The sequence below is a fragment of the Phaeovulum vinaykumarii genome (assembly GCF_900156695.1).
GTDB lineage: Bacteria > Pseudomonadota > Alphaproteobacteria > Rhodobacterales > Rhodobacteraceae > Bieblia_A > Bieblia_A vinaykumarii.
Genome location: NZ_FTOM01000002.1, coordinates 394,006 through 417,793, shown reverse-complemented (window position 1 = coordinate 417,793; position 23,788 = coordinate 394,006). Strand labels below are relative to the sequence as shown.

Genomic DNA, 23,788 nt, shown 5'->3' with positions numbered 1-23,788 from the left:
GGGGATGTTAAGCGCCTTTCGCCATTCTGCTCTCACACGAGGGACGCAGCAGCAGAAAGGCGCACAACCCAATGTCGATTTCCTCCTCGCTCAATGCCGGCGTCGCAGGCCTGGCCGCCAACGCCACGCGGCTGGCGACGATCTCGGACAACATCGCCAACTCTGGCACCTATGGCTACAAACGTTCGACGGCCGATTTCCAGAGCATGGTCATCAACCAGGCCCGCGGTGCGGGCGTCTATTCGGCCGGCGGTGTCCGTGCCCAGACCGCGCGCATGATCGACCAGCGCGGGTCGCTCGTGTCGACTTCGAACTCTCTCGACCTCGCGGTCTCGGGCCGTGGCTTCCTGCCGGTGATCCCCTCGGTCACGCTGGATTCGATGACCGGTGACCGCCCGCTGACCATGACCACCACGGGCTCGTTCCGCACCGATGCCGACGGCGTGCTGCGCACCGATTCGGGCCTTGTGCTGCTGGGCTGGCCGGCCAGCGCCGACGGCACGATCCCGACCATGTCGCGCGATACCATGTCCGACCTGCAACCGGTCATCATCAACGCCAACCAGACCGCCGGCGACCCGACCTCGGCGATGAACCTCGGGGTCAACCTGCCCGCCGTCGGCACCGATTCGGCCACGATCAGCGACCCGCTGCCGCTGTCGGTCGAATATTTCGGAAACCTCGGCACCTCGGAGAAGCTGAACATCACCTTCACGCCGGTGGCCCCCGATGCCACTGCCACGCCGCCGATCCCGGACCCGTCGAACACCTGGACGATGGTCATCCGCGACAGCGCGACCGCCGATGACACCACGACCGACGACGGCGACCCGCTGACCTTTGCCGACGACGAAAGCGTGATGGGCATCTACACCGTCACCTTCAACGACGATTCGGTGAACGGCGGTACGATCAAGACCATAGTGCCGACGGAGGCGGGCTTCCCGGCCTACAACAGCACCGACGGCCGGCTGACCCTCAGCGTCGCGGGGGGCAAGCAGACCATCGACGTCACCGTGGGCAAGCCCGGCGACACCAACGGCCTGACCCAGCTGTCGAGCAGCTTCGCGCCCACCTCGATCACCAAGGACGGCTCGCCGGTCGGCAACCTGACCTCGGTCGAGGTCGACGAGAACGGCTATGTCCGCGCCACCTACGACACCGGCTTCATCCGCACCGTCTACCAGATCCCGCTGGTCGACGTGCCCAACGCCAACGGCCTGACCGCGCTCAACAACCAGACGTTCCAGGTCTCGCCGACCTCGGGGTCGTTCTTCCTGTGGGATGCCGGCGACGGGCCGACCGGGGCCGTGGTGGGCTATGCGCTGGAAGGCTCGACCACCGACGTGGCGCAGGAGCTGACCAATCTGATCCAGACCCAGCGCGCCTATTCCTCGAACGCCAAGGTCATCACCACCGTCGACGAGATGTTGCAGGAAACCACCAACATCAAGCGCTGATCGCCGGATCGGCCCATAAGGAAGCCCGGACATGAGCATTGCCAGCACGATGAACAACGCCCTGACCGGGCTCTCGGCGGCGGCCCGCGCCGCCGAGGTCGTGTCCTCGAACACGGCCAACGTGATGACCGAAGGCTATGCCCGGCGCGAACTTTCGATCGCGTCGCAGGTTCTGGGCAACCAGGGCGGCGGCGTGAACGTCGTGGGCGTCAACCGCGTGGTCAATCAGGTCGTCATCAACGACCGGCGGCTGGCCGATGCCGCGCTCGACAATGCCGATACGCGCGTCGACTATTACACGCAGATCGAGAAACTTCTGGGCGAGCCCGGCTCGGGCTCGTCGCTCTCCGACAGCATTTCCGATCTCGAATCGGCCTTCGTGGAGGCGGCCAGCCGCCCCGACAGCGAAGGCCGGCTCGACACCGTGCTACGCTCGGCGCAGGCGCTGACCTCGCAGCTGAATTCCGCCAGCGACGAGATCCAGGATATCCGCATGTCCGCCGACCGGCAGATCGCGGAACAGATCGACCTGCTGAACACATCACTCCAGCAGATCGACGAGCTGAACACCGATATCGTGGCCGCGCGGTCCTCGGGTCAGGACGCCTCGGCCCTGTTCGACAAACGTCAGGCGCTGGTGGACCAGATCTCGACCATCGTCCCGGTGCGCGAGGTCGCACGGGAAAACGACCAGATCTCGCTGTTCACCACCGGCGGCGCGATCCTTCTGGAAGGCACGCCGGTCACCTTCGAATTCACGGCCGCCGGCGCGATCGATGCCAGCAAGAGCCTGGGCGCGGGCACCTTGTCCGGCCTGACCATGAACGGCATGACCGTCTCGACCAAGGACGACGGGCTGATGGGCGGCGGCTCTCTGGGGGCGCTGTTTTCCATCCGCGACGAACTGGCCCCGGCCGCGCAGACCCAGATCGACGCCTTCGCGCGCGACCTGATCTCGCGCTTCGAGGATCCCACCGTCGACACGACGCTGACGCCCGGCGATCCGGGCCTGTTCACCGATGCCGGCAATGCGCTCGACACCACGCTTGAAGTCGGGCTTGCCGGGCGCATTTCGGTCAATGCGCTGGTGGACCCGACGCAGGGCGGCGCCACCTGGCGGCTGCGCGACGGGCTGGGTGCGGCGACGCCGGGCTCGGTCGGCGATGCCACCTTGCTCAATGCGATGACGGTGGTCATGTCCGACCCGCGCGTGCCCGCCTCGGGCAATTTCATCGGCTCGGCGCGCTCGGTCTCGGGGCTTGCTTCCGACATTCTCTCGCAGGTCTCGGCCTCGCGGCTGACCGCGGAAACCACGCAAAGCTACACCAGCGCCCGTCAGGACGCGCTGAAGTCGCTTGAACTGGCCGACGGGGTCGACACCGATCAGGAGATGCAGAGCCTGATGCTGATCGAACAGGCCTATGCGGCCAACGCCCAGGTCATCCGGACCATGGACGAACTCATCCAAACCTTGCTGGCGATCTGATATGGCTTATATTTCCGTTGGGGACATGGTGAAGGCCCACACCTTCCGGCAGCACAACACGCAGCTGAAGCAACTCTCGCTGCGGCTGACCGACGAAATGGTCTCGGGCAGGGTGTCCGATGTCGCCAAGGCGGTGCAGGGCGATTATTCCACCCTGGCCGGCATCGAACGCTCGCTGCACAACATGGACGCCTTCGATACCGCTTCGGCCGAGGCCGAGCAGATGGCGTCGGCCATGCAAAGCGCGCTGAAGACCATCCAGGATGCGACCTTCGAGATCGGTGGCACGCTGGTGTCGGCCAGCACCACGACCAGCGACATCATGATCGACACCAATGCCGAGAAGGCCTATGGCGTCTTCAAGGCGGTGGTGTCGGCCATCAATACCAACACCACCGGGCGCTATCTGTTCGCGGGCAAGGATTTCGACACGGCGCCGCTGGTGGATGCCGAAACCCTGCTGACCACGCTGGAGACGGCCACCGCCGGCGCGACCAGCGCCGCGGCGCTGGAGGCTGCGGTCAGCGCCTGGTTCGATGCCCCGGCCGGCGGCGGCGGCTTCGTTGACACCGCCTATCTGGGCGGCGTGGCGATGGACCCCGTGCGCGTCAGCGAGACCGACACCGCCACCTTTGGCGTCACCGCGCTTGATTCGGGCTTCCGTGACACGCTGAAGGGTCTTGCGATGGCCTCGATGCTGGCGCGCGGCGCCTTTGCCGGCGATCTCGACGCGCGCAGCGAACTCATCCAGACCGCGGGCGAAAAGGTCATCACCGGCCAGGACGCGCTGACCTATACCCGCGCGGAAGTGGGCTGGACCGAAGGTCATGTTTCGGACGCCCAGACGCAGAACAGCTCGCAACGAATTGCGCTGGAACTGGCGCGATCCAAGATCGTGGAAGCCGACCCCTATGAGACGGCGACCGCGATGGAGGCGGTGCAGACGCAGATCGAAACGCTCTACACGCTGACCGCCCGTCTGTCGGAACTCTCGTTTACGGATTACATGCGATGAAAAAACTTCTCGCCCTGATCCTGTGTCTGTTGCCGATACTCGCCGAAGCTGCCCCGATCCGCATCAAGGATCTGGTCGAATTCGACGGCGTGCGCGGCAACGACCTTGTGGGATACGGTCTCGTCGTCGGCCTGAACGGCACGGGCGATGGCCTGCGCAATTCGCCTTTCACCGAAGAAATCATGCAAAACATCCTCGAGCGTCTCGGGGTCAACGTCACGGGCGAGCAATTCCGGCCCAAGAACGTGGCCGCGGTGATGGTCACGGCCGAGCTGCCCCCGTTTGCGCGGGCCGGCAGCCGCATCGACGTGACCGTGGCCGCGATCGGCGATGCCAAGAGCCTTCTGGGCGGCACGCTGGTGATGACGCCGCTCAGCGCCGCCGACGGCGAGATCTACGCCGTCTCGCAGGGCACCATACTGGCCGGCGGGGTCGCGGCCGAAGGCGACGGCGCCAAGGTCGTGCAGGGTGTTCCGACCTCGGGGGTCATCCCCTCGGGTGCGCGGGTCGAGCGCGAGATCGAGTTCAACTTCGCCGATCTGGATCAGGTGCGCCTGGCCCTGCGCACCCCCGATTTCACCACCGCCGAGCGGATCGAGCGCGCCATCAACGGCGAATTCGGCCGCCGCATCGCCTTGATGCAGGATGCCGGCACGATTTCGGTCAACACCAGTGCGGCCAACATGCGCTCGACCGCGCATGTAATCGGGCGGATCGAGAATATCACCGTCGAGCCCGAGCAACGCGCGCGCGTCGTGGTGGACCAACGCTCCGGCACCATCGTCGTGGGCGAGGATGTGCGGATCTCGCGGGTGGCGGTCAGCCAGGGGAACCTGACCCTGCGCATCCAGGAAACGCCGCAAGTGGTGCAGCCCAGCCCCTTCTCCGAAGGTCAGACGGTCGTCGTGCCCCGCACGGATGCCGAAATCCAGGAAGAGCCCGGCATCAAGATGGCCGAATTGCCTGAAACCGCGTCTCTCTCCGAGGTCGTCGGCGGTCTCAATGCCCTGGGCGTCAGCCCGCGCGACATGATCGACATCCTCAAGAGCATCAACGCCGCCGGCGCATTGCATGCCGAGTTCCTGGTGAACTGAGCGATCCCCCTCCGGCAGGTCGCGGCTTCAGACGCCGCGGCCTGCCGGCTATGACGTAACTCTGCCTTTGGGCGTAGCGGCCATTGGCGGCACGCCAGCTCCCCACCGCCAGAAGCCCGCGCTTTCCCGCAGGCATTGTGATGGGCGGCCCGACACTTGGGTCACGTCGCAGAGGTCGGGCGGTGCGTGGGCAGATGATCAATCACCGTCCGCTGATCCTCGGGCGCCCAGAAATAATAGATCCGTAAACAGCGCCGGGGATCGCGCAGGTTACCGCCATTCTTGACATGCTGGTCCACCTCGTAACGGCGCCCCTGCCACAAGGTCTTGTAGGCATCTCCACCGCAATAGGCATTATAGATGCCGGTCTCGATCAGCTCATCGCGCGTGCTTCCCCCGCCCCCCAGACGGCGCTCATGCTGAACGGTCGCAAGCCAGGCAATCGCGCGGGCCACCTGAGCAACATCCTCGAAGACCGGCGCACGCACCAGGCGCCGCGCCTGCGGCGTCAGGACGATGCGGTCCGGATAGGTGCTGTCGAGCCAATCCAGAAATTCTGCCCATTCCTGCGGCAGCGGCGGCTCGCAAGTCTGCGCAGAGCCGCTGCGCGCCTGCGCATCCTGCATCTGCCGGATCTTCCAGATCAGCGCCCGGTTTTCCTGTTCGGCGGCGGTGGCGCGTTCCTCGGCCTGTTCGATCTCGGCGATATAGAGGTCGATCTCCTGGTCCTTGTTCTCCAACTCGGCCTTCAGCGCGTCGATCTCTTCCTCGGCCAGGGGCAGAAGTGCGGCATCGGGCGCCTTCTGTTCGGCCAGACTTTTCTTGCGCAGGCGGCGGCAGGCCGTGCGAACGGCTGCGAATTCGACGACATCCTTGCCCAGGCGCGATGACGACACGCTCAGCCCGGCGACCGTGCGGCGCAGCCACGACCCGCAGGCCTCGGCTTTCGCCGCATCCTGCAATGCCGCGGCGGTAAAAAGCCGATGACGATAGGCATCATCCGCGTTCGAGAACCCCGGCAGATAGAGACGCACGCCGCCCTCGAAGACCGACCGCAGCTTGCCGAACCGCTGTGTCAGAACCCAGGTCAGTTCAGCAGGCACGCGGATCACGCGCGCCATGCCAGTCACGGCGCGGGCCACGATCAGATCGTCGATCATCGGGCGCGCCTCCGCGTCAGCAGGCAAGGTGACGACAATGACCGGAAGACGACGCGCCGGATCTTCCAGGTGGTCGCACAGATCCTCCGCGTCATTTTCGTTGCGAAGCGGCCTGGGAGTGTCGGTCAGACCCCGGCCGCCATGCAGAAAGCCCGGATTCTGCGCTATCTGTCGCAGAATTCCGGGCACATGCGGCTCGATGTCAAGCTCGCGCTCATTGGTGCTGACGATGAGCCTCAAGCTCATGTGCGGGCGGTCGCCGCCCCGGCCGCCGATGACGATTTCCGTCGTCCAGATCCGCCCCGGCACCGTCTTGTCCGGATCCTCCGCCCGCAAGGCCCACAGGTCGACCCCACCGGCGACAAAGCGCACGGCCGCGCTGTTGCGTCCCCCCGCCAGAAGCTCGAAATCGAAGTGCTTCCACGCATCGGCCGGAAACCGCCCCCCTGCCCGCCCCGCAGCCCAGGTCAAGGCGGCCTGGCGCGCGGCCTGCGCCGCCATGGCGAAATCATCGCCGGCGAGATTGGCGACAACGCGCAAGATCTCGATATCGCGCGCGGGACGCGGCAAGCGTTTCGACGAGGGCGAGAGCGCATCCGCAAAAATCGTTGCCATGAATTCTCCCCATCCCATTCAAATCACGTCATTTCACGGCCCCGCACGTACCCATGTGAAAGGAAGGACAGACAGGAACGCCCCCGGCCGCACCGCCGAGTCTAGCACCTCTTGCCACGAAAGCGGCAAGCAAAGCGCCCCGGGTCAACGCATGACACGAGCACACACGATGAGAATTCGGGAGATTGGGATTTCAGGAAAACGGCTTGGTGGAGCAGAGGGGGATCGAACCCCTGACCTCGTCATTGCGAACGACGCGCTCTCCCAACTGAGCTACTGCCCCTCACCGTGGGCCGGCTTTTCGCTCAAGCCGGGGGGGATGTCAAGCGACCCCAAACGCCTTTGTCGCAAAAATTTTGCGGGCCTGGCGACGGGCGCTTCGGGGCCATTGCCGGGCCGACACCAAAGGCGCTAGGAACGCGCATGACCCAGGCGGATGTTGTGATCCTCGGGGCCGGCGCGGCCGGTCTCATGGCGGCCATCGAGGCCGGGCGGCGCGGCCGGCGCGTGATCGTGCTGGACCATGCCCGCGCGCCGGGCGAGAAGATCCGCATCTCGGGGGGCGGGCGCTGCAACTTCACCAATCTCGACATGCGGGCCGAGCGCTTCCTGTCGGAAAATCCGCGCTTTGCGATGTCGGCGCTGGGGCGGTTCACGCCGTGGGACTTCATCGCGCGGATGGCCGCGGCGGGTCTGGGGTGGGAGGAAAAGGCCGAAGGGCAGCTGTTCTGTGCGGGATCTGCGCGCAATCTGGTGGCGATGCTGATGACGGATCTGAACGCCGCGGGGGCGACGCTGCATCTGTCCACGCCGATCGAGACGGTCACCCATGGCCCGGATGGCTTTCGCGTCGCCACCCCGCGCGGCCCGTTCGTGGCGCCGCGGCTGGTCGTGGCCACGGGCGGACGCTCGATCCCCAAGATGGGCGCCTCGGGCCTTGGCTACCGGATCGCGCAAGACTTCGGGCTGCGCGTCGTCGATCAGCGGCCGGGCCTCGTGCCGCTGACGCTGGGGGGCGGGCTTCTGAGCCGCGCCGCGGCGCTGGCGGGTGTCAGCCTTCAGGCCGAGATCGCCACCCCGCACCGCCGGTTCCGCGGCGGGCTTCTGTTCACCCATCGCGGCCTGTCAGGTCCGGCGGTGCTTCAGGCCTCGAGCTATTGGCACGAGGGCGAGGCGGTCACGCTGGATCTGGCGCCGGGGCAGCGTCCGGCCGAGACGCTGCGCGCGCGGCGGGCCGAACATCCGCGCCAGATGTTGTCACGGGCGCTGGCGGCGGACCTGCCCGAGCGGCTGGCCGCCGATATCGTGGCGGCCGAGGGCCTCGAGGGGCGGCTGGGGACGATCTCGAATGCCGCGCTCGACCGGCTTGACGCCGCGCTGCACCGCTGGAGCCTGGTGCCGCAGGGCACCGAAGGGTGGCGCACCGCCGAGGTGACGCTGGGCGGGGTGGCCACGGACGCGCTGGACGGCCGCACGCTGGCCGCGCGCAAGGTGCCGGGGCTGCATTTCGTGGGCGAGGTCGTCGACATCACCGGCTGGCTGGGCGGCTACAACCTGCAATGGGCCTGGTCGTCGGGCTGGGCGGCCGGTCAGGCGGTCTGATTCAGGCGGTCTGATCGGGAAAGGGGGCCTCGGGGTAGCGCACATGGGTCAGGAACAGGCCCTGCGGCGGGCTGACCGGACCACAGGCGGCCCGGTCACGCGCGGCCAGCGCCGCGGCCACGCGTTCGGGCGCCCAGGCCCCCGCCCCCACCCGCTCGAGCGTCCCCACGATCGACCGCACCTGGTTGTGCAGGAAGGACCGCGCCCGCAGGTGAAAGCGGAATTCCACCCCCTCGGGGATCGCCAGCGTCTCGATGCGGATCTCGTCGAGCGTCTTCACCGGCGATTTCGCCTGGCAGATCGTCGAGCGGAAGGTGGTGAAGTCGTGATGCCCGACCAGATGCGCAGCCCCCGCGCGCATCGCCTCGACGTCCAGCGTATGGCGCACCTGCCAGGCCAGCCCGGCCTCGAGCGCAAGCGGCGCGCGCCGCGCCACCAGCCGGAAGGTATAGCGCCGCTCGATGGCGGAAAAGCGCGCGTGAAAGCTGTCGGGCACGCGCGCGGCGCGCAGCACCGCCACCGGATGCGGGCGCAGATGGGCGTTCAGGGCCTCGGACAGGCGGAACGGGTCCCAGTCGCGCTCCAGATCGACATGGGCGACCTGCCCCGAGGCATGCACCCCCGCATCGGTGCGCCCGGCGGCCATGATGCCGGGATGCGGGCCCAGCCGGTCCAGCGCCGCCTCGACCGCGCCCTGGACGGACGGCTGGTGCGACTGGCGCTGCCAGCCGGAAAACGGCGCGCCGTGATATTCAATGAGAAGCGCATAACGGGGCATGAGCGGGGCCATAGCCCGGCGCCCCCGCCCCGCGCAAGGGGCCGAACCGTGCGGCGCGGCGCTTTTGTCCCTGTTACGCGGCCGTCACGATGCCTATCTTGAAGGCCACTCAGCACCCGCAAGAGGGGGAACGGCAGGATGGGCATCACCGATCTGGCGGGCGGTCTGTTCCGCGGCGTCGAGCGCGGCATCGACGGGGTGACCGGCCTTGTCGACAGCGTGACGGGCGATCAGGTCGTGCGTCTGGGGGTCACGGGCCTTTCGCGCGCGGGGAAAACGGTCTTCATCACCTCGCTGGTGGCCAATCTGATCGAGCGCGGGCGGATGCCGGCGCTGTCGGCGGTGGCCTCGGGCGCGGTGCAGGGCGCCTGGCTGCAACCCCAGCCCGACGACACCGTCCCGCGCTTCGAATTCGAACGCCATCTGGGCGCGCTGACCGGGACCGAGCCGCATTGGCCCGACGGCACCCGCGCCGTCAGCCAGCTGCGCGTGTCGCTGCGGGTCCAGCACGGGGGCATGCTGGGGGCGCTGCGCGGGCCGCAGGTCGTGCATCTCGACATCGTGGATTACCCCGGCGAATGGCTGCTGGACCTGGCGCTGATGGACCGCTCCTACGCCGATTGGTCGGCCGATGTGCTGTCGCGCATCACGCCGCGGCCGCTGGGGGCGGCGTTTCTGGAAACCGTGCAGGACATCGACCCCGGCCAGCCCTTGCGCGAACATGCCGCCCAGGAGCTGGCCGCGGCCTATACCGCCCATCTGAACGCCGCGCGGGCGGCCGGCTGGTCGGATTGCACGCCGGGCCGGTTCCTGCTGCCCGGCGAGATGGCGGGATCGCCCGCGCTGACCTTCGCGCCGCTGTTGCCGCCCGATCGCCCGCCGCCGCGCGGCAGCCTCTGGCGCGAGATGGAGCGGCGCTATGACGCCTACAAGGCGCGCGTCGTGACCCCCTTCTTCCGCGACCATTTCGCCCGGATCGACCGGCAGGTGGTGCTGGTCGACGTGCTGGGCGCGATCCACGCAGGCCCGCCCGCGCTCGAGGATCTGCGCCGCTCGATGGCCGCGATCCTGACCGCCTTCCGTCCGGGGCGCTCGTCGTGGCTGGCCAATCTGCTGGGTCTGCGCCGGGTCGAGCGCATCCTCTTTGCCGCGACCAAGGCCGACCACCTGCACCACGCCCAGCACGCAAGATTGAGCGCGATCACCGAGGCGCTTCTGGCCGAGGCCCGCGACCGGGCGAATTTCGCCGGCGCCCGCGCGCAGGCGATGGCGATCGCCGCGCTGCGGGCCACCACCGAGGAAGACATCACCCACCAGGGCGAGACCCTCGAGGCGGTGCGCGGCCGGCTTCTGGACGGGCGGCAGGCGGCCTTCTATGCCGGTGAATTGCCCGAGAACCCCGCCGAGATCCTGGCCCCCGCGCGTGAGGGCGCGCCGCGCTGGCTGGACGCCGATTACGAGGTGATGAGCTTCGCCCCCGCCCCCATCACCTTGCGCCCCGGCGAGGGCCCCCCCCATATCCGTCTGGACCGCGCGGCCGAATTCCTGTTCGGCGACCGGCTCTGAGAAGGAGACCGCATGACTGACACACGGCGACGCCCGCCGGGCCCGGTGCTGATCGAACTGGAGGCTGCCGCGCCGCGGCCCAGCCCGGCCGAGGCCGCGCCCCCCCCCGATGCCCGCCCCGGCCCCGACCTGCCCGAGGGCCGCGCGATGCAGATCGCGGCGCGGCTGGCGGCGCGCCGGCCCTCGCGGCTGACGCGCTTCTTCTGGCAGACGGCGCTGGCGGCGCTGGGCTTCTTCGTCACGCTGGGCGCCTGGAACGCGCTGACGGCGCTGATCGCGGCGAACCCGCTGCTGGGCTGGCTGGGCACGGCCCTTCTGGCGGCCTTCGCGCTGGCCGCGCTTTTGGTGGTGGCGCGCGAGCTGGCGGGCTGGTCGCGGCTGGCGCGGCTCGACCGGGTCCAGCGCGAGGTGACCGAGGCCGCACGCGGCACCGACATGAAGCACGCCCGGCGCGTGTTGCGTGATCTGTCGGGCCTTTATGCAGGCCGCGCCGAGATGGCCGACGCCCGCAAGCGGCTGCGCAAGCGCACCGAGGAGGTGCTGGACCCCGACACCGCGCTGATGCTGGCCGAGCGCGAGCTGATGGCCCCGCTCGACGCCGCCGCCCGTCTCGAGATCGAGGCCGCGGCGCGGCTGGTGGCCACCACCACCGCGCTGGTGCCGCTGGCGCTGGCCGATGTCCTCACCGCACTGGTGGCCAATCTGCGCATGATCCGCCGCCTGGCCGAGCTTTACGGCGGGCGGGCCGGCGCGCTGGGCTCGATCCGGCTGGCGCGCACGGTGCTGACGCATCTGGTGGCCACGGGCGCCGTGGCGGTGGGCGACGATCTGCTGGGGTCCGTCGCGGGCGGGGGCATCGTCTCGAAGCTCTCGCGCCGCTTCGGCGAAGGCGTGGTCAACGGGGCGCTGACCGCGCGCGTGGGCGTCGCCGCGATGGAGGTCTGCCGGCCGATGCCCTTCGTGGCGCTGGACCGGCCGCGGGTCTCGAATATCGTCAGCCGGGCGCTGACGGGCCTGTTCGGCAAGGAACGCGAGGAGGGCTGAGCGCGCCCTCCACCGCGGCGGCCCCGCCGTCAAGCCCCGCCGTCGATCAATCCACCGGGCGGATCAGCTTGCGTTCGAGATCGCGCAGCAGAACCCGCAGGTCATGCCCGCGCCTGAGCACCTGCCCCTGCGCCCCGATCAACGCATATTGCCCCTGGCGCATCCGCAGGCGGGGGCGTTTCTCGATCCGGTAGAGCGGCACCTCGGCGGCGCGGCGGAAGATCGAGAACACCGCCACCTCGCGCAGGAAGCTCATGCCATAGTCGCGCCATTCCCCGGCCGCGACCATCCGCCCGTAAAGCCCCAGGATCACCCCCAGCTCGTGGCGGTCAAAGGCCACCTGTTCGGGCACGGGCGCCCCGTTCGATCCCCGCGACAGGGGCGTGACATGCGGGGATGCAGCGGGGGGGATGTCGGGGGCGGCCATCCGTGCATCGTGCCAGTGTCCCGCCGCCGGTTCAAGCGCGCAGGAACGGCCCGGCCGGCCCTGATCCGGCGCGCCTTAACCCTGCCCTCATCCTGCCCGCAAATGACCTTTTCCGCGCCACGATCCAACCGCGCGCGCGCCCTGATCGACGCGGATAAAGGGCGAAGCGGAAAACGCTAGCGCTCTGGCGGTGCGGTCAACAGCCCCCACCCAGTTCGTGCCGCCAGAGCCACCGCTGAAAAGCAAAGATCCCGCCCGGTGCGATCCGGGCGGGCTTTTTCATGCCGCAACGTCCCCACGGGCGAACCGGCGGGGGCCGTCAGCCGCAGTCGATCTTGGCGATGTTGCCGGCCGGGTCCAGCCGGAAGACGATGCGCTGGGGATTGTAGATCTGATCCTCGATCCCGCCCCATTCGACCACGCGCACCGGGCGCGTCAGCCCCAGCGTGGGAATGACCGCCGCCGGCTGGCCCATCACCGCCTGATGATCGGCCGCGTGGCAGGTGTCGGGGGTGCGCTCCTCGAGCGGCGTGCCGATCGTGGGCGGCGGCGTGATCGGCTGATAGGGGATCGGCTCGGGCGGTGTCGGTTCGGCACAGCCGGCCAACATCAGCCCACCCAGCATGGCAATGACGGCAAATCGTTTCATAATGTCGCACCCCGACGTTACAAGGCCCGAATAAACATCCAGACTTTCCCCGGATATACAAGGAGGAACCCCCGATGAGAACCCGTGCCGCGGTCGCGCTCGAAGCCGGAAAGCCGCTCGAGGTCATGGAGGTGAATCTCGACGGTCCCAAGGCCGGCGAAGTGCTGGTCGAGATCAAGGCGACCGGCCTGTGCCATACCGATGAATTCACCCGATCCGGCGCCGACCCCGAGGGCATCTTCCCCGCGATCCTGGGCCACGAAGGCGCGGGCGTCGTGCTGGAATGCGGCCCCGGCGTCACCTCGGTCAAGCCGGGCGACCACGTGATCCCGCTCTACACGCCCGAATGCCGCGAATGCCCCTCGTGCCTGTCGCGCAAGACCAACCTCTGCACCGCCATCCGCGACACGCAGGGCCGCGGCCTGCTGCCCGACGGGACCACGCGCTTCTCGATGCTCGATGGCACGCCGATCCACCATTACATGGGCTGCTCGACCTTCGCCAATCACACCGTGATCCCCGAGATCGCGCTGGCCAAGGTGCGCGAGGACGCCCCCTTCGACAAGATCTGCTACATCGGCTGCGGCGTGACCACGGGCATCGGTGCGGTGCTGAACACCGCCCGCGTCGAGATCGGCGCGACCGCGGCGGTCTTCGGTCTGGGCGGGATCGGGCTGAACGTGATCCAGGGGCTCAAGATGGCCGGGGCCACGATGATCATCGGCGTCGACATCAACCCCGAACGCAAGGCCTGGGGCGAGCGCTTCGGCATGACCCATTTCGTCAACCCGCGCGAGGTCGACAACGTCGTCGCCCATCTGGTCGAGATGACCCGCACCCCCGCCGACCGGATCGGCGGCGTCGATTACAGCTTCGACTGCACCGGCAACACCGAGGTGATGCGCCAGGCTCTGGAATGCACGCATCGCGGCTGGGGGGAATCGGTCGTGATCGGGGTGGCGCCGGCAGGGGCCGAGATCTCGACCCGGCCGTTCCAGCTGGTCACCGGGCGGGTGTGGAAGGGCACGGCCTTCGGCGGCGCGCGCGGCCGGACCGATGTGCCGAAATTCGTCGATTGGTACATGGATGGGCGCATCCAGATCGACCCGATGATCACCCATATCCTGTCGCTCGAGGACATCAACAAGGGGTTCGACCTGATGCACGAGGGCGCCTCGATCCGCTCGGTCGTGGTCTTCTGAGGCCACGCCGACAAACGGGGCACGCGGGCAACAGGGCCGGGGCGCAGGCAACACGCCCCGGCCCTTTGCGGCGCCGGTTCAGGCCGTCCGGGGCAACGTGACGATGTGGTTATCCCAGGCCAGATCATGCCGCGCGGCCAGCCGCGGCCGCCCCGCCGACAGCACGATCAGCGCGCCCAGCCCGTCGCTGGCCAGAAGCCCGTCGGGATGGGCCGCCAGCCCGCAGACATCGGCGCGCGCCATCTCGCCCAGGAAGGCGCCCTCGGGCGTGAACCGCTGCACCCGCCCGCCGCGCGGCGAGGTGATCGCCACTTCCGCCCCGTCGCCCGCAAAGGCGATCGAGCCGGCATAGCCCCGCATCGCCAGCCCCTGCGCGCCGGGCGCCGCGGCCAGCACCGGCGCCGCGCCGCGCCGATGCAGCCCCAGAAGCGGCACCGGATCGGACAGCGCGCCCTGCCATTGCATGGCAAAGCCCACCAGCCCGTCGCCGCGCACGGCCAGGTGCCGGATCGAGTTCTTCCACAGATCGGGCGCCAGCGCGACCTGTTCGAGCGGCGCCCCCTCAAGATCCAGATACCCAAGGTTCGGCCGCATCGTGTCGAGGTTGAGCTTGCGGCGGTCGCTGGGGTCGGTGGCGATGCCGCCATTGGCCACGACCAGCGTGCGCCCGTCGGGCATCAGGCGCAGGTCATGCGGCCCGATCCCGCCCGTGGGCGCCGCGCCCATGCGCCGATAGCCCGCCGCGACATCCCAGAAACCGATCTGGCCGCGGCTGTCGTCGGCCTGCTGCTCGACCGTCGCAAGCACCGCGCCGTCGTGGATGAAGACGCCGTGGCCGTTGAAATGCACGCCCTCGGGCGGGCTCAGCCGGTGACGCACGGCGCCGCGCGCGCAATCGACCACCAGCGCGAAGGTGCCCGGACGGCGGGCAAAGGCCACCGCCTCGGCGCGGGTCGGGTGGCCTGCCCCGGCATGTCCGCGCGCCGGCAGCGCCACGCGGAAGGTTTCCGCGCCGCCCGCATCGAGACCGAAGAGCGCGAAATCACCCCCCGGCGCGCGCGCCGCGGCAATCCAGGCCGGCGCGCCTGCCGCCGCCCATCCCAAGGTTGGCAGGCTGCTTGCGGCCAGAAGGCTGGCCAGAAATCCGCGGCGTGTCGTCATGTCCGGCAGTCTCCGTCGAGCGCGTTGAAACCGGGCGTGAGGCCCATCGTCGTGCCGATCTCGATCTCCAGCGCATCATGGAGCCCGCGCAGCGCCTGCTGCACGATCTCGATGCGCAGCCGCGCCTGCGGGTCGGTCACATCCTGAAAGGCGGGGTCATCGAGGCGCGCCAGCATGGCCAGAACCCGCGCGCCCGCGGCCTCGACCTGCGGCAGATCGGTCCGGGCCAGCGCGCGGGCGTCTTGCAGAACGGCCGTGACCGTCAGCGCCACATTGCGCACCGAGCGCCCCGAAAGACGGGCCTCGGCGCGGCGCGGGCGCGGGCGCTCGAACGTGCCCAAGGGGCCGCCCAGCCGCGTGTCGGCGGTGAATTCGACCGCCGCCAGAAGCTGGGTGAAGAGCGCGCGCTCGGCCTCGGCGCGGTCCAGATAGGTCAGGTTGCCCGCACCGCCGGGGTCCAGAAGAAACGGCGCGAAATCCGCCCAGCCAGCCTTGAGCGCCGCGGCCTGCGCCGCCAGATCCTGTGCCACGGTCGCGCGCAGCCGGCAGGCCGCGTCGCCCTCGAAACCCGTGCCATGGATCAGCGTTTCCAGCGCAAAGAGCCCGCGCGCCGCGGCCGACACCTCGGCATAGGCGGCGGGATCGGCGATCACGGGATCCCCTTCCTTCAGCAGGCGGCGCAGCGCGCGCGGGCCGAACCCGCGCAGGTCGGGCCAGAAGGCGACGGTGGGCGCGGCGGTCTCGGTCGGGCCGAGCCGGATCACCGCCACCGGCAACCAGGCGTCGAACGCCGCGTTCCAGGGCGCGCGCAGGGCCTCGGCGCGGCAATCGGCGCGGGCGCTCTCGGCCAGGCTGCGGGTGGCCGCGGCAAAGCGGGCGATATCGGGCAACAGGCGGTCGTTCACGACCTCGGGCACCCCGGCGCGCAGCGGGGTGGCAAGGCCCGCGACAAGGCCGGCAACAAGAAAAAGCGTGGCAATCAGGCTGCGCATGTCAAAGCGTCTCCAGGTATCGGATCAGGGCGGCGCGGTCCTCGGGCGGCAAGGCGCGCAGGCGGTCGCGGGCGGGGGCGGCCTCGCCATCATGCCACAGGATCGCCTCGAGCAGCGTGCCCGCGCGCCCGTCATGCAAGAAGACCCCACCGCCCCGCGCCGCCTGGCCCAGCCCCAGAAGCGGCGGCGTGCGCCATTCGCGGGCGCGTTCCAGATGCGCGGCGCCGGGGTCGGCAAGGCCCGGCCCCATGTCATGAAGAAGAAGGTCGCTGAAGGCGGGCGTGGCCGCGGGGCCCAGCGTCGGGCGGTGACAGGCCGCACAACCCAGCTGCGCGAAAAGCGCCGCGCCGCGCGGATCGGCCGGGCCCGGCGGGGCACGCAGCCCGGCGGTGTAGTCGGTGACCAGATCGAGCCCCGGCCCGTCCAGCTCGAAGGGCGTTCGGGGCGCGGCGGCCCCGCGCGGGGCCGCCAGCCCATGCGGCGCGGTGCGGCAGGCGGCTTGGGCAGGCGTGCAATCGCCCCAGGGCGCAGGCTGGAGCGGGGTCGAGATGCCGATGTCGCGGGCAAAGGCGATGGCGATCTGATCGGCCAGGGTGGCGGCTTCGGCGCGGTGGCCAAAGCGGCCCGGCACCACGCGCCCCGCGGCGTCGCGCGCCTGCCCGCGCCGCCCCGAGATGCCGTCGCCATCCACGTCTTCGGGGTCGGCCAGCGCGTCCAGAACCGTCTCGGGCAGACGGTCGAGCGGCCCCAGCCCGACCAGCCGCGGCGCGATCCGGGGCGAGACGATGGTCTGCGGGTCGGCCCCCGGCAGCGCCGCCGGGACCGGCCGGCGCAGCGGAACGGCGGTCCCGTCGGCCAGCGTCATGATGCGGGTTTCGTGGGTCAGGGCGGGGTCGGGCTCGGCGTGCAGACCCGGCGCGGCAAAGCGCTGGAGCTGGTGCCCCCAGGCCGGATCGGGGCGGATGCCGGCCCCGTCGGGCTGCCACAGATGCAGCACCCGCACCACCTCGGACAGGCCCGATGCCGCGTCCGGGCTTGTGTCCGGGCTTGCACCCAAGCTCGCGCCCAAGCTCGCCCCATGCGCGGGCCCGGCGTGGCAGGCCGCGCAGGAGCGCGCGTTGTAAAGCGGGCCCAGCCCATCCGAAGCCCGCGTGGAGGCGGGCGCTGAAACCCAGATCTTGTCGAAAAGCGCCTTGCCCGCCAGCCGTTCCAGCCCGTCGGCCGCCGCCCCGCCGGCACAGAGCACCAGCCCCGCCACCAGCAGGCCGGAAAGGCGCCGCGAACCCCGCGGCGCCCGTTTTCCATTCCCCGTCATGGGCTTACTGCGCGACCGCGGCGGCGGGGTCGTCCAGGCTGTCGGACCCTTCGATGCTGATACCGCCCAGATCCAGCGCCGCCACCACCCGTTCGATCGAGCGGGTCTGCGCCACCAGCCCGTCGACGGCAGTCTGGATCAGCACCTCGCCGGTGTCGTTGCCGCGCGCCAGCATCATGTCATAGGCCATGCCCCCCTCGGCCGCGGTGCGGAGCGCATCGAGCGCCGTCACCGTGGTATCCAGCCGGGCGCGCATCTCGGCATCGACTTCTGGCGCCGTCTCGGCCACCAGATCCGAGACCGACGGCCCCTCGATCACCGACCCGTCGGGGCGGACATAGCGGCCCAGATAGACGTTCCGGATGCCCAGCCCGTCATAATAATGGCTGTTGTGGGTGTTGTCCGAGAAGCAATCGTGCTCTTCCTCGGGGTCGTTCAGCAAAAGGCCCAGCTTCATCCGCTCACCGGCAAGTTCGCCATAGGACAGGCTGCCCATGCCGGTCAGGATGGCGCTGATCCCCGCGGCTTCGTCTTCGGTCACGGCGGCGCGCGCGGCCCCGCCCGGCGCCCAGAGCGCGGCCATCTCGGCCAGATCCGCGACCAGAAGGTCGGTCGCGGCCCTCAGGTAATCGGCGCGGCGGTCGCAATGCCCGCCGGTGCAGCCCGGCCCGGTCACGAAATCGGTGTAGGGCCGCGCCCCGGCACCCGGCCCGGTGCCGTTCAGATCCTGCCCCCAGAGCAGGAATTCGATGGCGTGATAGCCCCGCGCGACATTGGTTTCCATGCCGTCGGCCATGTCCAGCGTGTCGGCGATCAATTCGGGGGTGATGCGGCTGGCGTCCACCTCGACCCCGGCGATCACGGGCCGCGGGTTGGCAATGACATTGAGCGCAGCCAGCATGTTCTCGCCCTCGGCGGCGGGATAATCGGCGTCGACGTAATCAATCAGCCCTTCGTCGAGCGGCCAGGCATTCACCTTGCCCTCCCAATCGTCGACCAGCGGATTGCCGAAGCGGAAGGCCTCGGTCTGCTGATAGGGCACGCGGGCGGCAAGCCAGGCCGCGCGGGCAGCCGACAGGGTGGCCTCGGACGGCGCGGCGATCAGATCGGCCACCGCGGCGCGCAAGGTCTCGGCCGTGGCCTGCGAATCGGCATAACCCGCCGCGGCGATATCGGCATAGGTGTCCAGAACCGCGGCGCGGTCTGCGGCCAGCGCGCTGCCGGTCATGCCGGTCAGGATGGCGGTGGTGGTCAGAAATCTGCGGATCATCGGTCGTCCCCTCGTCAGCCGGTGGTCTTCGTGCGCCGGTCGTGGCGCGCCCTTACGCCGCAGCACTGCGGCGCCAGGTCGCAGGCATTGATGACCAATTCGGTCAACCTTGTAAAGGGAGAGTTTTTTGATCGGCTTTTGGAAGCCCCGACAGAAAAAGGGTCAGGCGAGCGGCGTCCAGATCACCTCGTCGATCCGCACAGCCCCCGTGGCCAGCATCACCAGCCGCTCGAACCCCAGCGCGATCCCCGCCGCGGGCGGCATCTGCGCCAGGGCGGCCAGGAACTCCTCGTCCAGGGGATAGCGCTCGCCGTAAAGCGCCTGCTTGAGGTCCATCTCATGCGTGAAGCGGCGGCGCTGCTCGTCGGCATCGGTCAATTCGCCAAAGCCGTTGGCCAGTTCGACCCCGCAGGCATAAAGCTCGAATCGTTCGGCAAAGCGCGGATCATCCGGGCAGGGCCGCGCCAGCGCCGCCTCGATCAGCGGATAACGGTCAAGGAAGGTCAGCCGCCCCTGCCCCAGCCGCGGTTCGACCCGCTCGACCAGCACGCGCGAGAACATGTCCGACCAATCGTCATCGGACGCGCGGCGCACGCCGGCGGCATCGAGCGCGGCTTCCATCGCCCCAGGCTGCGGCCGGCCCGCGGCATCGAGCGTGGCGAGAAGGTCGATCCCGGCATGGCGGGCAAAGGCGTCGGTGACAGACAGACGCTCGGGCAAGGCGAAGGGATCGCAGATCAGATCCCCCTGCCGCAGAAGGGGCGCGCCCGCGATTCGCGCCGCCAGCCGGCACAGCGCGGTGCAATCGGCCATCAGCTGCGTGTAGTCCGCCCCCGCGCGATACCATTCCAGAAGCGTGAATTCCGGCGAATGGCGCGGCCCGCGCTCGCGGTTGCGCCAGACATGGGCGAAGGTGGCGATGCGCGTCTCGCCCGCGGCCAGAAGCTTCTTCATCGCAAATTCGGGCGAGGTATGCAGATACATCACCCGCCCGGTGCCATCGGGGCCCAGCGCGCGGGTGGAAAAGGCGTGCAGATGCGCCTCGTTGCCGGGGCTGAGCTGAAGGCCGAGGGGGTCGACCTCGACGAAATCCTCCTGCGCCAGCCAGCCGCGAATCGCCGCCTGGATGCGGTTGCGGGCCAGAAGGCGGCCGCGGCGGTCCTCGTGGCGGTCGCGGTGCCACCAGGGGCGGGCGGGGGAATTCGGGCCTGATGTCACGGCGCGCGGCTTTCTTCTGGTGAAACGGGTCGGTTTGCGCTAGGCGGGGTCGCATCTCTAGGCCTCCCGCCGCGGCGGGACAAGGCCGCCGTCAAGCATGCGCTGCCCGGCGCCCGATCAAAGGACCACTTTCGTGAAAGTCATCGCTTCTTCGCTTCGCAAGGGCAACGTCGTCGAGATCGACGAGAAACTCTATGTCATCCTGTCCGCCCAGAACTTCCACCCCGGCAAGGGCACGCCGGTGACCCAGGTGGACATGCGCCGCATCTCGGACGGGGTGAAGGTGTCGGAACGCTGGAAGACCACCGAGCAGGTCGAACGCGCCCATGTCGAGGAACGCGAATACGATTTTCTCTACGAGGACGGCGAGGGCTATCACTTCATGGAGCCCGAGACCTATGACCAGCTGGTCGTGGGGGCCGATATCGTGGGCGATCAGAACGTGTTCCTGACCGAAGGCATGCGGGTGTTCCTGAAGACCTACAACGATGCCGCGATCGCCATCGAACTGCCGCAGAAGGTGGTGGTCGAGGTGGCCGAGACCGAGCCGGTGGTGAAGGGGCAGACGGCCTCGTCGTCCTACAAGCCCGCGCTGATGACCAACGGCGTGCGCGTGATGGTGCCGCCGCATATCGGCGTGGGAACCCGCGTGGTGATCAACACCGATGACAGCACCTATGTCGAGCGCGCCAAGGACTGAGCGGATCTGACACCGGCGGGGGACTGGCCGCGAGGGGGACGGGCCGCGGGGGGCATCGAGCCCCCGCTTGGCCCGGCTGCCGCGCGCAAGCGGGGCCCGGGGAGCGCAGATGTCCACGGCATGGACAGGTGGGGCGGCGATCTTCGTCGCCCTTTTTCATGCCGGGGCCGCGGGCCCGCGGCATGCGGCGCCGTCAGGCCGGGCGGCAGATCCCCAGAAATGCGCCCTCGCCCGCGGCGGCGATGCGGGCAAGAGCGGCTTCGCGCCCCTCGTGCGCGACCGACATGGTATGGCCATTGGCATGCAGGATCCGGGTTGCGTCACAGATCAGCGCGACATGGCCGCGCCAGAACACCAGATCGCCGCGCCGCAGGGGCGTGCCCGGTGCAAGCGCCGGCCCGAAGGCCTGCCATTGCAGGTCGCTGTCGGCGGGACAGGCCCGGCCGCAGGCGTGAAAGGCCACCTGCACCAGCCCCGAACAGTCGATCCCGGCATGGGAATTGCCCGCCCAGAGATAGGGCGTGCCCAGCAGGCTTTCGGCGACGGTAACGGGATCGGCCGGCCGGTCATCCAGCGGGCGCAGATGGGCGCGCGGCACGAAGGCGCCGCTGGCCAGCTCGGCGAAGGCGCCGGCCTGCCCGACAACGGTCAGCTGCGCCCCCAGAGACAGCGCCGCGCCCGCCGGGGCCTGGACCTTGGGCGCGGGGTAGAGATGGCTGGCCGGCACCGCCAGCCAATGCGTCGGCGCCAGCGGGGGCTCAAGCGGAGACGCCAGCGCCGCGGTCTCGAGCCAGCCGCAATAGCCGCAGCCCGTCTGCACGAAGACCCAGCCGTCCTGGCGGTCGATCTCGAGAAGCGCGGTCCCCATCAGGAGCTGGCGGTCGCGCGCGCCCCCCGGCGCCGCATGCAGCCAGGCGAGCGGCACCCCCAACCGCGCGGGCCGGCCCTCGGTCCAGGCGGATGCCGCGACCCGGCCCTTCAGCGACACATGCGCCACGCGGTCGGTGGCAGGTGTCAGGCGACGATCCGCGCTCACAGCTTCAGCACGCCGGGCAGCGCCTCGAGAAGCGCGCGCGCCGCCTGCCCCACCCCGCCCTTGGGCCGGCCCGGCGCCGCAGTGGGCTGCCAGCCGTAGATGTCGAAATGGGCAAAGCGCGGCGCATCGGTCACGAAGCGGCGCAGGAAGAGCGCGGCGGTGATCGACCCGGCCATCCCCCCCGAGGGCGCATTGTCCAGATCGGCGATGGCGGGCTCGATCAGGGTTTCGTAGGGCGCCCAGAACGGCATCCGCCACAGCGGATCGGCCACCGCCTGACCCGCGCGCGTCAGCGACTCGGCCAGCGCCGTGTCATCGGTGTAGAAAGGCACGACATCAGGGCCCAGCGCCACCCGCGCCGCGCCCGTCAGCGTGGCCATGCAGATCAGCAGATCCGGCGCTTCCTCGTCGGCCAAGGCCAGCGCATCGGCCAGCACCAGCCGCCCCTCGGCATCGGTGTTGTTGACCTCGACCGTCAGCCCCTTGCGCGAGGGCAGCACATCGCCCGGCCGCATCGCCGCGCCCGAAACCGCATTCTCGACCGCCGGCACCAGCACGCGCAGCCGCAGCGGCAGGCCCAGCCCCATGATCATGCGCGCCAGCCCCAGCACCGTGGCCGCGCCGCCCATGTCCTTTTTCATCAGCCCCATCGAGGACGAGGGCTTGAGATCCAGCCCCCCGGTGTCAAAGCACACCCCCTTGCCGACCAATGTCAGCCGCGGCCCCGTCGTGCCCCAGCGCAGATCCAGAAGCCGCGGCGCGCGCGGGCTGGCGGCCCCCACCGCGGCAATCATCGGGAAACCCGTCTCGAGATCGCCGCCCATCGTCACCGACAGCGACGCGCCTTGCGCCTGCGCCAGATCCGCCATCGCGGCCTGCAATTCGTCGGGGCCCATGTCGCGCGCGGGGGTGTTGATCAGATCGCGGGTCAGCGCCTCGCCGGCGGCGATCATCTCCAGACGGTCGGCATCGACCCCGGGCGGACATTTGAGACGCGCGCGGGGGGCCGGCGCGCTCTTGTAGCGGGCAAAGCGATAGCCGGCCAGAAGCCAGCCCAGCGCGGCCTCGGAGGCCTCGGCGGGATCGAGCGTGCCTTCCAGATGCCAGGTGCCTTCGGGCAGGGCATCGGCCGCGCGCGCCAGATGGAAGCGCCCGCGCGCCCGCGCCCGCGCCGTGCCCATGCCGAAAAGCGCCCCCGAAGGCGCGCCGCCCGGTCCCGGAAGGACGCAGATCTGTCCCAGCTTGCCGGTGAACTCCTGGGCCGCGACCCAGGCTGCGGCCTCGGGCAGCAATGCGGGCAATTCGCCCTCGGGCACCAGGATGAGAGGAAGGCTGTCGGCATCGGCGGGGGCGAAACGCTGGTTCATGGGCGCACTCCGGCAAGGGTTTGCCCCCAGCCTAGCGCGCGCCCTTGCGTCCGCAAGCCCCCACACCGTCGCCCGTCACGACCGGCCCCGCGCGGGGCCCTGTCCGGATCACCGTCTCAGATCGTCATGTCCTGCAAATCCCAGACCGCCGTCAGCGAGCGATCCCCGATCCGCACCAGCCGCGCCACGGTGGCCGCGACCCCCGCACCGTCGTTGGCCTGCGCGCAATTCAGCACGTCCCGGCCCACGCGCGCCAGCGCCTGCATGCCCACCTGTTCGGCCAGCTCGTGCAGCTTCTCGACCGCGGGGCCCAGCCGGTCAACCTGACCGGCCTGCGCGGCCTGCTGGACCAGCGCGATGCGCACGGCCAGCTCTTCCATGGCGGCGCCGATGAGCCGTTCGGCCCCAGCCTCGCCCAATTCGGCATAAAGCGCCACCAGACGGTCCGGATCGAGCCGGACATTCTCGTCATGGCGCAATTTCGATACGAAATTCACCCCGTTACCCTCCTTCCGGGTTCCCTTGCCCAGGCGCGAATGTTGCAGACGGAGGTCAAGAAAAGGTTTCCCCGCGGCGGGTTTCCCCTCGAAACGCCGCCCGATCCGGTCTAGATCGAGGGACAGTTGATGTT

21 protein-coding genes and 1 tRNA gene are annotated in these 23,788 nt (G+C 69.6%); 9 read left to right on the top strand and 13 right to left on the bottom strand.

Annotation, left to right across the window (positions count from 1 at the left end):
* Positions 1-71 precede the first annotated feature (71 nt).
* Genes BW949_RS06300 through BW949_RS06285 form a run of 4 tightly spaced genes read left to right on the top strand, consistent with a single transcriptional unit; the run spans position 72 to position 5,055 of the window.
* On the top strand, positions 72-1,460 hold the full coding sequence (locus BW949_RS06300) for a flagellar hook protein FlgE (RefSeq protein ID WP_076364175.1): 1,389 nt from the start codon (positions 72-74) through the stop codon (positions 1,458-1,460).
* A gap of 31 nt (positions 1,461-1,491) precedes the next feature.
* The gene (flgK, locus tag BW949_RS06295; protein WP_076364173.1) at positions 1,492-2,946 is read left to right on the top strand and encodes a flagellar hook-associated protein FlgK; all 1,455 of its coding nucleotides are present in this window, start codon (positions 1,492-1,494) and stop codon (positions 2,944-2,946) included.
* Between the two features lie 25 nt (positions 2,947-2,971).
* Complete coding sequence (locus BW949_RS06290; protein WP_159440047.1) at positions 2,972-3,961, top strand: flagellin; 990 nt, start codon at positions 2,972-2,974, stop codon at positions 3,959-3,961.
* Complete coding sequence (locus BW949_RS06285; RefSeq protein WP_076364169.1) at positions 3,958-5,055, top strand: flagellar basal body P-ring protein FlgI; 1,098 nt, start codon at positions 3,958-3,960, stop codon at positions 5,053-5,055. The genes BW949_RS06290 and BW949_RS06285 overlap by 4 nt, the downstream gene beginning before the upstream one ends.
* A gap of 161 nt (positions 5,056-5,216) precedes the next feature.
* On the opposite strand, the gene BW949_RS06280 is transcribed toward BW949_RS06285, so the two are convergent.
* A complete protein-coding gene (locus BW949_RS06280; RefSeq protein WP_143524416.1) occupies positions 5,217-6,830 on the bottom strand; it encodes a hypothetical protein in 1,614 nt (537 codons plus the stop codon).
* 207 nt (positions 6,831-7,037) lie between these two features.
* Positions 7,038-7,113 (bottom strand) — tRNA-Ala (locus BW949_RS06275).
* A gap of 140 nt (positions 7,114-7,253) precedes the next feature.
* Here BW949_RS06275 and BW949_RS06270 point away from each other — a divergent pair.
* Positions 7,254-8,432, top strand: coding sequence for a BaiN/RdsA family NAD(P)/FAD-dependent oxidoreductase (locus BW949_RS06270; RefSeq protein WP_076364164.1), 1,179 nt, complete (start codon positions 7,254-7,256; stop codon positions 8,430-8,432).
* A 1-nt stretch (position 8,433) separates the two neighbouring features.
* On the opposite strand, the gene truA is transcribed toward BW949_RS06270, so the two are convergent.
* Positions 8,434-9,210: a tRNA pseudouridine(38-40) synthase TruA gene (gene truA / locus BW949_RS06265; RefSeq protein ID WP_076364851.1), complete on the bottom strand. Its 777-nt coding sequence runs from the start codon at positions 9,208-9,210 to the stop codon at positions 8,434-8,436.
* A gap of 138 nt (positions 9,211-9,348) precedes the next feature.
* Between truA and BW949_RS06260 the strand changes: the two genes are divergently transcribed.
* Together BW949_RS06260 and BW949_RS06255 are read left to right on the top strand one after the other, a co-directional pair.
* Positions 9,349-10,776: a YcjX family GTP-binding protein gene (locus BW949_RS06260; protein ID WP_083947613.1), complete on the top strand. Its 1,428-nt coding sequence runs from the start codon at positions 9,349-9,351 to the stop codon at positions 10,774-10,776.
* A gap of 12 nt (positions 10,777-10,788) precedes the next feature.
* A complete protein-coding gene (locus BW949_RS06255) occupies positions 10,789-11,820 on the top strand; it encodes a YcjF family protein (protein WP_076364162.1) in 1,032 nt (343 codons plus the stop codon).
* 46 nt (positions 11,821-11,866) lie between these two features.
* Here BW949_RS06255 and BW949_RS06250 read toward each other — a convergent pair whose 3' ends face one another.
* Entirely contained in the window at positions 11,867-12,247 is a 381-nt protein-coding gene (locus tag BW949_RS06250; protein WP_083947612.1) for a DUF2794 domain-containing protein, read from the bottom strand.
* A gap of 319 nt (positions 12,248-12,566) precedes the next feature.
* Positions 12,567-12,896: an I78 family peptidase inhibitor gene (locus BW949_RS06245; protein ID WP_076364160.1), complete on the bottom strand. Its 330-nt coding sequence runs from the start codon at positions 12,894-12,896 to the stop codon at positions 12,567-12,569.
* A gap of 74 nt (positions 12,897-12,970) precedes the next feature.
* On the opposite strand from BW949_RS06245, the gene BW949_RS06240 reads away from it, so the two are divergent.
* On the top strand, positions 12,971-14,098 hold the full coding sequence (locus BW949_RS06240; RefSeq protein ID WP_076364158.1) for an S-(hydroxymethyl)glutathione dehydrogenase/class III alcohol dehydrogenase: 1,128 nt from the start codon (positions 12,971-12,973) through the stop codon (positions 14,096-14,098).
* A 78-nt stretch (positions 14,099-14,176) separates the two neighbouring features.
* Here the strand turns inward: BW949_RS06240 and BW949_RS06235 are convergent, their stop codons facing one another.
* From BW949_RS06235 to epmA, 5 genes are all read right to left on the bottom strand, one after another.
* The gene (locus BW949_RS06235) at positions 14,177-15,259 is read right to left on the bottom strand and encodes a DUF1513 domain-containing protein (RefSeq protein ID WP_076364156.1); all 1,083 of its coding nucleotides are present in this window, start codon (positions 15,257-15,259) and stop codon (positions 14,177-14,179) included.
* Entirely contained in the window at positions 15,256-16,251 is a 996-nt protein-coding gene (locus BW949_RS06230) for an imelysin family protein (protein ID WP_076364155.1), read from the bottom strand. Before BW949_RS06230 ends, BW949_RS06235 begins: the two co-directional genes overlap by 4 nt.
* Before the next feature lies 1 nt (position 16,252).
* Positions 16,253-17,566 (bottom strand): di-heme oxidoredictase family protein, encoded by a 1,314-nt coding sequence (locus BW949_RS06225; protein WP_076364153.1) that lies wholly within the window; start codon positions 17,564-17,566, stop codon positions 16,253-16,255.
* Between the two features lie 4 nt (positions 17,567-17,570).
* Complete coding sequence (locus BW949_RS06220) at positions 17,571-18,836, bottom strand: imelysin family protein (protein WP_076364151.1); 1,266 nt, start codon at positions 18,834-18,836, stop codon at positions 17,571-17,573.
* Between the two features lie 162 nt (positions 18,837-18,998).
* Positions 18,999-20,054, bottom strand: a complete 1,056-nt coding sequence (gene epmA, locus BW949_RS06215) for an EF-P lysine aminoacylase EpmA (protein WP_076364149.1) — start codon at positions 20,052-20,054, stop codon at positions 18,999-19,001.
* A gap of 133 nt (positions 20,055-20,187) precedes the next feature.
* Here epmA and efp point away from each other — a divergent pair, with 133 nt between their 5' ends.
* Complete coding sequence (gene efp, locus BW949_RS06210; RefSeq protein WP_076364147.1) at positions 20,188-20,754, top strand: elongation factor P; 567 nt, start codon at positions 20,188-20,190, stop codon at positions 20,752-20,754.
* A 193-nt stretch (positions 20,755-20,947) separates the two neighbouring features.
* On the opposite strand, the gene BW949_RS06205 is transcribed toward efp, so the two are convergent.
* From BW949_RS06205 to BW949_RS06195, 3 genes are all read right to left on the bottom strand, one after another.
* Positions 20,948-21,790 (bottom strand): C40 family peptidase, encoded by an 843-nt coding sequence (locus BW949_RS06205; protein WP_076364145.1) that lies wholly within the window; start codon positions 21,788-21,790, stop codon positions 20,948-20,950.
* Entirely contained in the window at positions 21,787-23,157 is a 1,371-nt protein-coding gene (locus tag BW949_RS06200) for a leucyl aminopeptidase family protein (RefSeq protein WP_076364143.1), read from the bottom strand. The genes BW949_RS06205 and BW949_RS06200 overlap by 4 nt, the downstream gene beginning before the upstream one ends.
* A gap of 116 nt (positions 23,158-23,273) precedes the next feature.
* Complete coding sequence (locus BW949_RS06195) at positions 23,274-23,654, bottom strand: hypothetical protein (protein ID WP_076364141.1); 381 nt, start codon at positions 23,652-23,654, stop codon at positions 23,274-23,276.
* Positions 23,655-23,788: the final 134 nt, after the last annotated feature.

Bases quoted from the DNA above. Each gene is read 5' to 3' on its own strand.
- BW949_RS06230 (WP_076364155.1), bottom strand. From the start codon at position 16,251: ATGCGCAGCCTGATTGCCACGCTTTTTCTTGTTGCCGGCCTTGTCGCG.
- BW949_RS06220 (WP_076364151.1), bottom strand. From the start codon at position 18,836: ATGATCCGCAGATTTCTGACCACCACCGCCATCCTGACCGGCATGACC.
- BW949_RS06270 (WP_076364164.1), top strand. From the start codon at position 7,254: ATGACCCAGGCGGATGTTGTGATCCTCGGGGCCGGCGCGGCCGGTCTC.
- BW949_RS06300 (WP_076364175.1), top strand. From the start codon at position 72: ATGTCGATTTCCTCCTCGCTCAATGCCGGCGTCGCAGGCCTGGCCGCC.
- flgK (WP_076364173.1), top strand. From the start codon at position 1,492: ATGAGCATTGCCAGCACGATGAACAACGCCCTGACCGGGCTCTCGGCG.
- BW949_RS06240 (WP_076364158.1), top strand. From the start codon at position 12,971: ATGAGAACCCGTGCCGCGGTCGCGCTCGAAGCCGGAAAGCCGCTCGAG.
- BW949_RS06290 (WP_159440047.1), top strand. From the start codon at position 2,972: ATGGTGAAGGCCCACACCTTCCGGCAGCACAACACGCAGCTGAAGCAA.
- BW949_RS06250 (WP_083947612.1), bottom strand. From the start codon at position 12,247: ATGGCCGCCCCCGACATCCCCCCCGCTGCATCCCCGCATGTCACGCCC.
- BW949_RS06255 (WP_076364162.1), top strand. From the start codon at position 10,789: ATGACTGACACACGGCGACGCCCGCCGGGCCCGGTGCTGATCGAACTG.
- BW949_RS06285 (WP_076364169.1), top strand. From the start codon at position 3,958: ATGAAAAAACTTCTCGCCCTGATCCTGTGTCTGTTGCCGATACTCGCC.
- BW949_RS06280 (WP_143524416.1), bottom strand. From the start codon at position 6,830: ATGGCAACGATTTTTGCGGATGCGCTCTCGCCCTCGTCGAAACGCTTG.
- truA (WP_076364851.1), bottom strand. From the start codon at position 9,210: ATGCCCCGTTATGCGCTTCTCATTGAATATCACGGCGCGCCGTTTTCC.
- BW949_RS06200 (WP_076364143.1), bottom strand. From the start codon at position 23,157: ATGAACCAGCGTTTCGCCCCCGCCGATGCCGACAGCCTTCCTCTCATC.
- BW949_RS06245 (WP_076364160.1), bottom strand. From the start codon at position 12,896: ATGAAACGATTTGCCGTCATTGCCATGCTGGGTGGGCTGATGTTGGCC.
- BW949_RS06235 (WP_076364156.1), bottom strand. From the start codon at position 15,259: ATGACGACACGCCGCGGATTTCTGGCCAGCCTTCTGGCCGCAAGCAGC.
- BW949_RS06225 (WP_076364153.1), bottom strand. From the start codon at position 17,566: ATGACGGGGAATGGAAAACGGGCGCCGCGGGGTTCGCGGCGCCTTTCC.
- BW949_RS06260 (WP_083947613.1), top strand. From the start codon at position 9,349: ATGGGCATCACCGATCTGGCGGGCGGTCTGTTCCGCGGCGTCGAGCGC.